At 66.7% G+C, this 12,072-nt stretch carries 9 protein-coding genes; 3 read left to right on the top strand and 6 right to left on the bottom strand.

Annotated elements, in window-relative coordinates:
• The first annotated feature begins 96 nt into the window (after nucleotides 1-96).
• Nucleotides 97-1,755 (top strand): lysine--tRNA ligase, encoded by a 1,659-nt coding sequence (locus GGR03_RS19495; RefSeq protein ID WP_183210429.1) that lies wholly within the window; start codon nucleotides 97-99, stop codon nucleotides 1,753-1,755.
• Between the two features lie 24 nt (nucleotides 1,756-1,779).
• On the opposite strand, the gene GGR03_RS19500 is transcribed toward GGR03_RS19495, so the two are convergent.
• Both GGR03_RS19500 and GGR03_RS19505 read right to left on the bottom strand, forming a co-directional pair.
• Complete coding sequence (locus GGR03_RS19500; protein ID WP_183210430.1) at nucleotides 1,780-2,466, bottom strand: thermonuclease family protein; 687 nt, start codon at nucleotides 2,464-2,466, stop codon at nucleotides 1,780-1,782.
• The gene (locus tag GGR03_RS19505) at nucleotides 2,463-3,113 is read right to left on the bottom strand and encodes a S24 family peptidase (protein WP_183210431.1); all 651 of its coding nucleotides are present in this window, start codon (nucleotides 3,111-3,113) and stop codon (nucleotides 2,463-2,465) included. Before GGR03_RS19505 ends, GGR03_RS19500 begins: the two co-directional genes overlap by 4 nt.
• A gap of 229 nt (nucleotides 3,114-3,342) precedes the next feature.
• On the opposite strand from GGR03_RS19505, the gene GGR03_RS19510 reads away from it, so the two are divergent.
• A complete protein-coding gene (locus GGR03_RS19510; protein ID WP_183210432.1) occupies nucleotides 3,343-4,404 on the top strand; it encodes a YihY/virulence factor BrkB family protein in 1,062 nt (353 codons plus the stop codon).
• A 20-nt stretch (nucleotides 4,405-4,424) separates the two neighbouring features.
• On the opposite strand, the gene GGR03_RS19515 is transcribed toward GGR03_RS19510, so the two are convergent.
• Nucleotides 4,425-5,402 carry an SH3 domain-containing protein gene (locus GGR03_RS19515; RefSeq protein ID WP_183210433.1) on the bottom strand — a complete coding sequence of 326 codons (978 nt, stop codon included), beginning with the start codon at nucleotides 5,400-5,402 and terminating at the stop codon, nucleotides 4,425-4,427.
• 251 nt (nucleotides 5,403-5,653) lie between these two features.
• Nucleotides 5,654-7,861 carry a 3-hydroxyacyl-CoA dehydrogenase NAD-binding domain-containing protein gene (locus GGR03_RS19520; protein ID WP_183210434.1) on the bottom strand — a complete coding sequence of 736 codons (2,208 nt, stop codon included), beginning with the start codon at nucleotides 7,859-7,861 and terminating at the stop codon, nucleotides 5,654-5,656.
• A gap of 145 nt (nucleotides 7,862-8,006) precedes the next feature.
• Between GGR03_RS19520 and GGR03_RS19525 the strand changes: the two genes are divergently transcribed.
• On the top strand, nucleotides 8,007-8,789 hold the full coding sequence (locus GGR03_RS19525) for an EAL domain-containing protein (protein WP_183210435.1): 783 nt from the start codon (nucleotides 8,007-8,009) through the stop codon (nucleotides 8,787-8,789).
• Between the two features lie 37 nt (nucleotides 8,790-8,826).
• Here the strand turns inward: GGR03_RS19525 and GGR03_RS19530 are convergent, their stop codons facing one another.
• Together GGR03_RS19530 and GGR03_RS19535 are read right to left on the bottom strand one after the other, a co-directional pair.
• Nucleotides 8,827-10,035, bottom strand: a complete 1,209-nt coding sequence (locus tag GGR03_RS19530; protein ID WP_183210436.1) for an acetyl-CoA C-acetyltransferase — start codon at nucleotides 10,033-10,035, stop codon at nucleotides 8,827-8,829.
• A 112-nt stretch (nucleotides 10,036-10,147) separates the two neighbouring features.
• Nucleotides 10,148-11,944, bottom strand: coding sequence for an acyl-CoA dehydrogenase C-terminal domain-containing protein (locus GGR03_RS19535; protein ID WP_183210437.1), 1,797 nt, complete (start codon nucleotides 11,942-11,944; stop codon nucleotides 10,148-10,150).
• Nucleotides 11,945-12,072 lie beyond the last annotated feature (128 nt).

Genomic DNA, 12,072 nt, shown 5'->3' on the forward strand with positions numbered 1-12,072 from the left:
GCTTCTTTCTAGACCGGGCATCCCTTCGCTCTGTCGCCGCGACCGCATTATGCCGGCGATACCACACGCAAGGGACCAAACGAGCAAGGACGACCCATGCAGAGCCCGATGGCCCCAATCGGCGACCGCCCGTCTCACGACGAGGCGCTCGCCTCCAACGCCTGGCCCTTCGAGGAGGCGCGCAAGCTTCTCAAGCGGTACGAGGCGAAGGGGATGCCGGCGGAGGTGCTGTTAGAGACCGGCTACGGCCCGTCCGGCCTGCCGCATATCGGCACGTTCGGGGAAGTGGCGCGCACCACGATGGTCCGCCACGCCTTCGAGGTGCTGACCGAGGGCAAGGTGGCGACGCGGCTCCTGTGCTTCTCCGACGATATGGACGGCATGCGCAAGGTGCCGGAGAACGTGCCGGATCGTGCCTTGCTCGAGCAGTATATGCACAAGCCGCTGACCGTCGTGCCGAACCCGTTCGGCAGCGAATACGAGAGCTTCGGCGATCACAACAATGCGATGCTGCGCCGTTTCCTCGACACGTTCGGGTTTGACTACGATTTCGCCAGCGCCACCGACTATTACCGGTCTGGCCGTTTCGACGCGATCCTGAAGCTTGTGGCCGAGCGCTACGACGCCATCATGGCGATCATGCTGCCGACGCTTGGCGAGGAACGCCGCGCCACCTATTCGCCCTTCCTGCCGATTTCGCCGAAGACCGGCCGCGTCCTTTACGTGCCGATGAAGAAGGTGGACGCCGAGGCCGGCACGATCACCTTCGACGACGAGGATGGCGCGGAGACGACGCTGCCGGTGACGGGCGGCAACGTGAAGCTGCAGTGGAAGCCGGATTTCGGCGCGCGCTGGGCGGCGCTCGGGGTCGATTTCGAGATGTTCGGCAAGGACCACGGTCCGAACATGGGCGTCTATGACCGCATCTGCGAAGCGCTCGGCGGACGGGCGCCCGAGCATTTCGTCTACGAACTCTTCCTCGACGAGAACGGCCAGAAGATCTCGAAGTCGAAGGGCAATGGCCTGACCATCGACGAGTGGCTGACCTACGCGCCGACCGAGAGCCTGGCGCTCTACATGTTCCAGCGTCCGCGCCAGGCCAAGAAGCTGTATTTCGACGTCATCCCGCGCGCCGTGGACGAATATTACCAGTTCCTCGCAGCCTATCCGCGCCAGGCCTGGAAGGAACGGCTGGGCAATCCGGTCTGGCACATCCATTCGGGCAACCCGCCGGCGATCCAGCTGCCGGTGTCCTTCGGCCTGCTGCTCAACCTCGTCAGCGCATCCAACGCCCACGAGCCGGGCGTGCTGTGGGGATTCATCACCCGTCACGCGCCGGGCGTGACCGCGGAAAGCGATCCCGAGCTCGACCGGCTGGTCGGCTATGCGCTGCGCTATTACGAGGACTTCGTCCGCCCGAACAAGGTCTTCCGGCTGCCCGACGAGGTCGAGCGCGGCGCCCTGGAAGCCCTGGATGCCAAGCTCGCCACGCTTGCGAAGGATGCCGACGGCGAGGCGATCCAGAACGCGGTGCTCGACGTTGCCCGCCCGATCGAACGCTACCAGGACCTGAAGAAGACCGGCCCGCAGGGCGGTCCGGGCGTCACCGGCGAGTGGTTCCAGGCGCTCTACCAGATCCTCATCGGCCAGCAGCGGGGCCCGCGTTTCGGCTCCTTCGCGGCGCTCTACGGCATCGACGAGACGCGGGCGCTGATCCGCGAGGCCCTGGCAGGCCGGCTGGTTGCGCCAGGCTGATCGCGGGGCGTCGGCCTCGCGGGATCACCGCCAAAGGCCGCGTCGCTCGCGCTTTGCCTCGGTCTCGGCGTCGACATAGGGGCCGCCCACGGCGGCCTCGGCCCAGCCGTTGCGCACCAGCCATTCGCCGATATCGCTGCCGCCGAGGCTGCAGGCCGTCGCCACGGTCTCCTCCGCCTCGCCGAAATCGTCGGGAACCGCACAGCGTATCGAGCGCCCGCGCAGATAGGCGCGCAACTCGGTGCGCGCCCGGATCCCGCAGGGCCATTCGTCGGCGCCGCTGCCGCAGCGTCGAGCGAGATCCGGCGCCGCGAGGCCGGGTAGCGTGACGAAGCTTTCGCCGATGGCGATCCGGCCAGCGTCGATTGCCACCGGCTGGGCGAGAAGCCTGATGTCCGACGGCGCGTAGGTTGCGGCTTCTTCCTCAGTGTTACTCTCAGGCTCCGCGGCGGCGGGCGGCGGCTGCACGCGCCGCAGCGGCGTTTGGTCCAGGTCGCCGCGCTGGGTGATCGCCGGCGGCGCGACGTTGCGGGCCGGCCTGACGACCAGCGGGTCCTCGGGCGTCACTTCCGGTTCGGCTTCCGCGGACGCCGGCACTTCTTGCGGGCCCGGGGCATCGGGCGAGGGAGCCAGAAGCAGAAACACGGCTGCCAGCCCGACGAGCCCGGCGGCGATGCCGGCGTCGCGCTGCAGCCGATCCCCCAGGCTCACTGACTGGCCCAGAGGATCCGCGCCATCCACTCGATCTCATCCACGGCGAACTGCCGGTCGGGATAGTCCGGATTGACCGAGGAAAGCTCGACCGTCCGCGCGGTCTGGCGCTGCAGGATCTTCGCCATCACCTCGCCCCCTTTCGTGCGGACGACCACCCGGTCACCACGCCGAATGGACGATGCCGGCGAGACGATGACGATGTCGCCATCACGGTAGAGCGGCATCATCGAATTGCCGGACACTTCGAGAGCATAGACGGCCTCGTCGGGCTTGGCAGGCAGCGATATCTCGTCCCAGCCCTGGCCCGCCGGATAGCCGGCGTCATCGAAGAAGCCGCCATCGCCCGCCTGGGCGAGACCGATCAGCGGCACCGTGATGCCCGGCCGGTGACCATTGGTTTCCGTGGCCTGGGCCTCGCCGCGCATCAGCCTGGTGAACTCGTCGATGCTGGCGCCGGTCGCCTCGATCACCTTGGCGATCGATTCGGTCGAGGGCCAGCGCGGCCGCCCGTCGACCGCGTTACGCTTGGACTTGTTGAAGGTGGTAGGGTCGAGCCCCGCCCGCCGCGCCAGGCCAGAGGGCGACATCCGGTTGCGCGCGGCCAGGGCATCGATGGCTGCCCAAATACGGTCGTGAGAGAACATGACGGGACCCGCGACGGCAGGAAAGGAATAAATACCTCTGAGTATTACGGTGGCCTCGCGCGCCTGTCCATACCGCAACGTCAAATTTCCTGCCCAAGCTTGAAATTTCCTGCGGCGATCGGTCGGGCATGCGATCGGAACCGTGCCGGAATTGTGGCATTGATGGCGGACGGTGCCAGACCACGGCAAATGCTGGTCGGATGGTACCGGGTATCCGGAAGGACATGGGATGACGGGACGGTTCGCGGCCCACACGGATGAGGAAACCCGGCAACGCGCGAGCGAGCCGGGGCGGGGCCGCGATGCGCTGCGGCCCTATTCGATCCCGTGGAAGGGGTGGAAGGACATCCTGCTGCGGATCTACGTGGCGTTCTGGGAGGATCGGGTGATGCTGGTCGCCGCCGGCGCGACCTTCTATCTCCTGCTCGCGCTGTTTCCGGCCTTCGCAGTGTTCGTGTCGCTCTACGGCTTCGTCAACGATCCGGCCACGATCAGCGGCCACATCGCCTTCATCGGCCGGTTCCTGCCGCAGGCGGGTACCGAGATGCTGCAGTCGCAGCTCGACACGCTGGTCGGCCAGGACCGCGCGCACCTGTCGATCGGCTTCTTCACCGGCCTTTTGTTCGCTCTCTGGTTCGCCAATAACGGCATCAAGACGCTGTTCGAGGCGATGAACATCGCCTATGGCGAGATCGAGAACCGCAGCTTCATCTGGCTCAACGTCGTGGCGCTGTATTTCACGCTGGGCGCGATCTTCATCGGCATCGTGCTGATCACCGCGGTTGGCGTCCTGCCGGTGGTGATGTCGGTCGTCGGGCTGTCCCGGTGGAGCGAGGTGCTGATCTCGACGCTGCGATGGCCCGTCGTGTTCATCCTCATCGTTGGTGCCATCGCGATGATCTATCGCTACGGCCCCAGCCGCAATCGCGCCCGCTGGAGCTGGGTGCTGTTCGGCGCGGTGCTGACCGCCGTGGTCTGGCTGCTCGCCTCGATCGGCTTCTCCTGGTACCTGCAGAATTTCGCCAATTACAACGCCACCTATGGCTCGCTCGGCGCCGTGGTCGGTTTCATGATGTGGGTGTGGATCTCCTCGCTGATCTTCATCATCGGCGCGGAGATCAACGCCGAGATGGAGCACCAGACGGCGGCGGACACAACCGACCTGCCGGAAAAGCCGCTCGGCCTGCGGGGCGCCCGCGTAGCCGACACGCTGGGCAAGAGCTCAAGCCGCAAGACGCACAAGATCGACAAGAAGCCCAGCCTGTTCCGCAGGTGGTCGAAACGGCATTAAACCTGCAGGGTCAGTTTGGCTCAGCCGTCGGCGTCGTCGACGAAGCGCCTGAAGACGAAACCCCGTGCACCGGACGCGGCGACTTCGCACCATTGGTCGCAGTCGATGATCTCGACGGCGCTGCCGGCAGGCAGGACGGCGACGATCGTGGCGTCGTTCTCGGGCCGCTCGCGCATGTTGACGCTGGCGTTGACCGTGGCGGCACGCGAAGCGGCATCGGGGGTCTCTTCCTCGGCAGCAGCTTCCTCGGCCACCGTTTGGGTCGCCGACGTATCGTTACCGGCTGCGGTCTCGGTCGTATTGCCGGCCGCGGGCTGCGGTGATCCGGCAGCATCCGCCGGCAGGACGCTGCCCGTCGTCAGCAGGCGGTCGGGCACTTCGGCCATGGCGAGCGTGTCGTCGGCGGGCGGCAGGCGCAGGGCCAGCGCCGCTGCCGCCTCGTCCGTGATGATCGTCCCCGATGTCGCCTCGCTTGCCGGCAGATCGTCGCTGGCTGGTCGGAGACGCTCGGCGGTTTCCGTCATGACCGGCGCGGCCGCTGCAATCACCGGATCGCGCGTCGTGGCCGGCGTGCCGGAAGCGGCGACAGCCCCGATGTCGGCAACCGGGAGGTCGGACGCGCGGACAGTTCCCGCGGCCGTTTCTGGCGATGCAGGCGAGGGGGCGGCGGTGGTCGTCTCGGCGACCCGTACCGTGGAACCGGCATCGGAGCGATCGTCTGACAGCATCAGGGCGAGCCCGCCGAATATCAGCCCGGCGACGGTCGCCATCGAAAGATAGGCGGTGACGGGACGACGCGTGAGAAGTCTGCGCAAGTGCCCGCCGACGGGGCGGTCTGCGCCCGGAACCCAGAGGTTGGTGGTGCCGCGTTGATTGAGACGCCCACCGATGCCGGCCTCGCCACGCGAGCGCTCATAGTCGCTGCGCCGCGCAATCAGTCGCTGACGCAGCACTTCCTCCGTCGGTCTGACGCCGCCCTTCGATGTTTCCCCCATCATGCGTTGCTCCATGTCGCCCGTGCCGCAAGCGGCAGGCGCCGTTCGGCGCCGCGGTCGCAGGCTCTCGCCGCGCCCGCCACCACGCTCTATCCCTTCAATTTGTCTTAAAACTTGCGAATATGGCCAATCGGCGTTGAACGCGCAGGATTTATCCGCCGCGGTCGCGGCAGGTCGCTGGCCCATGCTCACCATATAGGAGGGGCGGGCCGTCGCCGGCCCGCCCCTCCTCCACTCGATGGATGTGATGATGCTCAGGCAGCGCGGGCCTGCGAGCCGCCGGGCGCGAAGCGGCGGTAGAAGGTCTCGCCCTTGGCTGCCATGTCCTTCAGCAGCGGCGTCGGCTCGAAGCGCTCGCCATGCTTGGCGGCGAGCTTCTCGCAGAGCGCGACGAAGGCTTTGGTGCCCATGCCGTCGATGTAGCTGATCGTGCCACCCGTATAAGGCGCGAAGCCGAAGCCGAGGATTGAGCCGACATCGGCCTCGCGCGGGTCGGTGACGACGCCTTCCTCCATCGTGCGCGCCGCTTCCAGCGCCATGGTGACGAGGAAGCGCTGCTTCAGCTCCTCGAAGTCGATGGAGTCGGCGGGCTGCTGCTCGAACATCTGCTTCAGGCCCGGCCACAGCGCCTTCTTGGCGGGCTTGGCCGGGTAATCGTAGAAGCCCTTGCCGGCCTTGCGGCCGAGGCGGCCGTCGGCGTTCATCTGCTCGACCAGCTTGAAGTGGCGGGGATCGACGGAATCCTCGCCCATGTCGCGTATCGTTGCCTTCATGATCTTCAGCGACAGGTCGACGGCGGTCTCGTCGTTGAGCGCCAGAGGGCCGACCGGCATGCCCGCGAACTTCGCGGCGTTCTCGATCATCGCCGGCGGCACGCCCTCGACCAGCATGTCGTAGGCTTCCGACATGTAGCGAAGCACGCAGCGATTGGCGAAGAAGCCGCGCGTGTCGTTGACGACGATCGGCGTCTTCTTGATCGCCCGCACGAAATCCAGCGCGACGGCGAGGGCCTTGTCGCCGGTCTGCTTGCCGAGAATGACCTCGGTCAGCATCATCCGGTCGACCGGCGAGAAGAAGTGGACGCCGATGAAGCGTGCCGGATCCTCGAACGCCTCGGCGAGGCTGGTGATCGGGATGGTCGAGGTGTTCGAGGCGTAGATTGCGTCCTTGCGCAGGACCGCTGCCACCTGCTTCGTCACCTCGGCCTTGACGTCGCGATCCTCGAACACCGCCTCGATGACCAGGTCGGCATCCTTGAGCGCGTCGTAGTCGGGCGTCGCGGTGATTCGACCGAGCACGGCCTCGGCCTGCTCCTTGGTCGAGCGGCCCTGGCTGACGGCCTTCTCCAGCAGCGTGTTCGAATGCGCCTTGCCCTTGTCCGCCGCCGCCTGGTCGCGGTCGATCAGCACCACCTCGAGGCCTGCCTGCGCCGAGACGAAGGCGATGCCGGCGCCCATGAAACCGGCGCCGACGATGCCGACCTTCTTCAGCTCCGTCACCGGCACGTTCTTCGGCCGGCGCGCGCCCTTGTTCAGCTCCTGCATCGAGACGAACAGCGAGCGGATCATCATCGCCGCTTCGGTCGTCTGCAGCACCTCGGTGAAGTAGCGCTGCTCGATCCGGAGGGCGGTGTCCATCGGCACCAGCAGGCCTTCATAGACGCATTTCACGATCGCCCGGGCGCCCGGATAATTGTCGTTGGTCTCCTTGCGGTAGAGCGAGGCGACGGCCGGCCAGACCTGCGCGCCCTGCACCGAGTAGACTGGGCCGGAGGGCAGCTTGAAGCCCTTCTCGTCCCAGGGCTTCACCGGGGAAAGGCCGGCCTTCAGCATCGCCTTGGCCGCGTCGACGAGCTGGTCCTGCGGCACGACCTGGTCGATCAGCTTCATGCCCTTCGCCTTGGCCGCGGTCAGCGTCGAGCCCTTCAGCAGCATCTGCAGCGCCGACTGGGTGTCGGTCAGGCGCGGCACGCGCTGGGTGCCGCCGGCGCCGGGGAAGATCCCGACCTTGACCTCGGGGAGGCCCATCTTTGCGTCCTCGGCGGCGACGCGGCCGTGGCAGGCGAGCGCCAGCTCGAAGCCGCCGCCCATGCAGGTGCCGTTGATCGCCGCGACTAAGGGCTTGCCGCAGGTCTCGAGCTTGCGCCAGAGCCAGGACATTCGGCCGGCGGCCTCGAACAGTTCCTCGATGGCGGCGTCCGGATTGTCGCGCTTCTTCGCCTCGAAGCGCTCGAACATGCCGGACAGCATCTTCAGGTCGGCGCCGCCGGTGAAGGAGCCCCGCTTGCCGGAGGTGATGATGGCGCCCTTCACGGCCTCGTCGGCCGCCACCGCATCGACGATGCGGTCGATCTCGTCCATCACCTCTGCCGTGAACACGTTCATCGACCGGTCGGGCATGTCCCACGTGATCAGCGCGATGCCGTTGGCGTCGGTGTCGGTCTTGAAGTTCTCGTAGCTCATCTCTCGCTCCCGATGGTCAGGCGGCGCTTAGCCACCTGCAGAAATTGTCGTATGCGGCGTTTGCGCACACAGTGACTGGTCAGACTCGTGAAACCAATGCGTGCTTACTAGTTGCGGCGTTGAAACTTCCGCGAGATGGACGTCCATGCCCGATCATGCCTGCCCCGGATGCCAGACATCCCGCCCGCTCGACTTCGATTTCTCGATGGCGTTCCAGCCGATCTATGACGTCGCGGCGGAGCGCGTCTGGGGCTACGAGGCGCTGGTTCGGGGCCTTGCCGGGGAGGGCGCCGGCGCGATCCTGTCGCAGGTTTCCCCCGAACAGCGCTATCGCTTCGACCAGGCCTGCCGGGTGAAGGCCATCAACCTGGCGTCGCGGCTGTTTGCCGACGCCGACGACCTGCATCTGTCGATCAACTTCATGCCCAACGCCGTCTACGAGCCGGCGGCGTGCCTGCGGGCGACGCTTGCGGCTGCGCGAAAGAGCCAGTTTCCCCTCAACTCGATCATGTTCGAGTTCACCGAGGGCGAGGTCGTGACGGACGTCGCGCATCTGCGCAACATCATCGCCGAATATCGCCGGGTCGGCTTTATCACCGCGCTCGACGATTTCGGTGCCGGCTATGCCGGCCTCGGCCTGCTCGCCGACTTCCAGCCGGACCTGATCAAGATCGACATGCATCTGGTGCGTGACGTCGACACCAGCCGGGCGCGGCAGGCGATCCTCGCCGCCCTGCTCCATATCGCCCGCGAGCTCGACATTGCCATCCTGGCCGAAGGCATCGAGACGGAAGCCGAGTTCGTAGCGCTCAAAGCCGCCGGCGTGAAGCTCTTCCAGGGCTACTGGTTCGCCAAGCCGGCATTCGAGGCGCTGCCGGCCCTGGGCCCGGCGACCCTCGCCGCGCTCCAGACCGGGCAGGCGGCCTGAGTCGAGCGGCCGCCGCCGCTCGCCGTCAAGCACCGCCTCAGACCCGCTCGATGATGGTCGCCGTGCCCATGCCGGCGCCGATGCATAGCGTGACCAGGGCCGTCTGTTTGCCCTGGCGCTCGAGCTCGTCGAGGACGGTGCCGAAGATCATCGCACCGGTCGCGCCGAGCGGATGGCCCATGGCAATGGCGCCGCCATTGACGTTCATCTTGGCGGGGTCGATGTCGAAGGCCTGCATGTAGCGCAGGACAACCGCCGCGAAGGCCTCGTTCAGCTCGAACAGGTCGATGTCGCCGAGTTCCATGCCGGCGCGCTTCAGGAGCTTCTCGGTGACGTCGACCGGGCCGGTCAGCATCAGCGCCGGGTCGGAGCCGATATTGGCGAAGGCGCGGATGCGGGCACGCGGCTTGACGCCGAGGCTCTCGCCGCCCGCCTTCGAGCCGAGCAGTACGGCGCCAGCGCCGTCGACGATGCCCGACGAATTGCCGGCATGGTGGACGTGGTTGACCGCCTGGATCTCCGGATGCGCCTGGATGCCGACGGCGTCGTAGCCGCCCATCTCGCCATGCATGGCGAAGGAAGCGTTGAGGCTGCCGAGCGACTGCATGTCGGTCGACGGCCGCATATGCTCGTCGCGGTCGAGGATGGTCAGGCCGTTCTGATCCTTCACCGGGACCACCGATCTGGCGAAGCGGCCTTCTTCCCACGCCTTGCCGGCGCGCTTCTGGCTCTCGACCGCATAGGCGTCGACGTCATCCCGGGAGAAGCCGTATTTCGTCGCGATCAGGTCGGCCGAAACGCCCTGCGGCATGAAGTAGGAGGGGATTCCCACGGACGGATCCATGATCCAGGCACCGCCGGACATGCCCATGCCGACGCGCGACATGGATTCGACGCCGCCGGCGATGACGAGATCATCGGCACCCTGGACGATCTTGGCGGCGGCGAGGTTCACCGCGTCCAGGCCGGAGGCGCAGAAGCGCGAGATCTGCATGCCGGGCGCGGCGAAATCGTAGCCGGCCTCGAAGGCCGAGGCGCGCGGGATCACCGAGCCGGCCTCGCCGACCGGGTCGACGCAGCCGAAGATGATGTCGTCGACGGTTCTCGTGTCGATGCCGTTGCGGTCGCGCAGGGCCTCGAGCACCTTGGCGCCGAGCCGGACGGCCGGCACCTCGTGCAGCGCGCCGTCCTTCTTGCCGCGGCCGCGGGGCGTGCGAACGTGATCGTAGATGTAGGCTTCGGTCATGCTGACCTCCCGATATGTTCTTTGGTCTTCCGGCGCGCGTCCGGCGTTGATGCACTGAGCCGACAGGAGCGGCTCGACGCCCTTCAACAGACGTCGAGTGGATCGCTTGAACCTAGAATGCGTCGGCCTCCATGGCCATCATGGAGTCCGCGCCGGTTGAGATGCGGGCGAGGTGGGCGGCGCTCTCCGGCATGATCCGGTCCATGTAGAAGCGCGCCGTCACCAGCTTCTTTTCGAGGAATTCGGCCTGGCCATTGGCACCGGCGGCGATCTTGTCCTGTGCGATCTTCGCCATCCGGCCCCACATGTAGCCGAGCGCGACGAGGCCGAAGAGGTGCATGTAGTCGGTCGAGGCGGCGCCCGCATTGTCGGGCTTGGCCATGGCGTTCTGCATCAGCCACATCGTCGCCTGCTGCAAATCGTTGAGCCCTATCTTGAGCCCCTTGGTCAGCGGCGCCAGCTTCTCGTCGCCGCGGTTTTCTTCGCAGAACTGCCCGACCTCGGCGAAGAAGGCCTGGACGGCCCGGCCGCCGTTCAGCCCCAGCTTGCGGCCGACGAGGTCGAGCGCCTGGATGCCGTTGGCGCCCTCGTAGATCTGGGCGATGCGGGCGTCGCGGACAAACTGCTCCATGCCCCATTCGCCGATATAGCCGTGACCGCCATAGACCTGCTGCGCCATCACGGCGTTGTCGAAGCCCTTGTCGGTCAGGACGCCCTTGATGACCGGGGTCATCAGGCCCATCCAGTCGTCGGCCGCCTGGCGCTCGCTTTCCGCCTCGGCGCGGTGCGACAGGTCGCCCTTCAGCGCGGTCCACAGGATCAGCGCGCGGCCGGCCTCGTTGATCGCGCGGATCGTCATCAACATGCGGCGGATGTCGGGATGCACGATGATCGGGTCGGCCTTCTTGTCCGGCGCCTTCGCGCCAGCGAGCGAGCGGCCCTGGATGCGTTCGCGGGCATAGGTGACGGCGTTCTGGTAGGCGACCTCGGAGATTGCGAGGCCCTGCACGCCCACGCCGAGCCGCGCCTCGTTCATCATCGTGAACATCGCCCGCAGGCCCTTGTTGGCCTCGCCGATCAGATAGCCCGTCGCCGCGTCGTAGTTCATGACGCAGGTGGAATTGCCGTGAATCCCCATCTTCTCCTCGAGCGCGCCGCAGCTGACGCCGTTGCGGGCGCCCGGCTTGCCGTCGGCATCGAGGATAAATTTCGGCACGATGAAGAGCGAGATGCCCTTCACGCCTTCCGGCGCACCCTCGATGCGGGCGAGGACGAGATGGACGATATTGTCCGACAAATCGTGCTCGCCGGCGGAGATGAAGATCTTCTGCCCCGAGATGGCGTAGCTGCCGTCCGGCTGGGGCACGGCCTTGGTGCGCAGCAGGCCGAGATCGGTGCCGCAATGCGGCTCGGTGAGGTTCATCGTGCCGGTCCACGATCCCTCGATCATGTTCGGCAGATAGGCCTGCTTCTGCGCGTCGCTGCCATGCGCCGAGATGGCCGCGATCGCCCCCGCCGTGAGGCCTGGATACATTGCGAAGGCCATGTTCGCCGAAGACATGAACTCGGAGACCGCGGTGGAAAGGGTGTGCGGCAGGCCCTGGCCGCCATAGGCCGGGTCGAAGGGCAGGCTGCCCCAGCCGCCCTCGCGGAATGTCCGGTAGGCATCCTTGAAGCCGGGCGGGGTGGTCACCGAGCCATCGGCTGCGCGATGGCAGCCCTCGCGGTCGCCGACCCGGTTCAGCGGCTGCAGGACTTCCGAGGCGATGCGGCCGGCTTCGCCGAGAATCGCCTCGACCACGTCCGGCGACGCGTCGGCAAATCCGGGCAGGTTGTTGTGACGGTCGAAGCCCAGCAGATCGTTCAGAACGAAGAGCGTATCCTCGATGGGGGCCTGATAGGTCGGCATGAAATCCTCCGCGTCGTGTCGCGGCGTTTATGAATAACTTTGACGTAAACGTCAATATCCGGTGTGCGGCGGGAGACACTCGGACGGGTGGAAAACTCAATCTGTTCCAGGTCGGGTGCCCCCACGAG

The sequence above is a fragment of the Aurantimonas endophytica genome (assembly GCF_014196845.1).
GTDB classification, from domain to species: domain Bacteria; phylum Pseudomonadota; class Alphaproteobacteria; order Rhizobiales; family Rhizobiaceae; genus Aurantimonas; species Aurantimonas endophytica.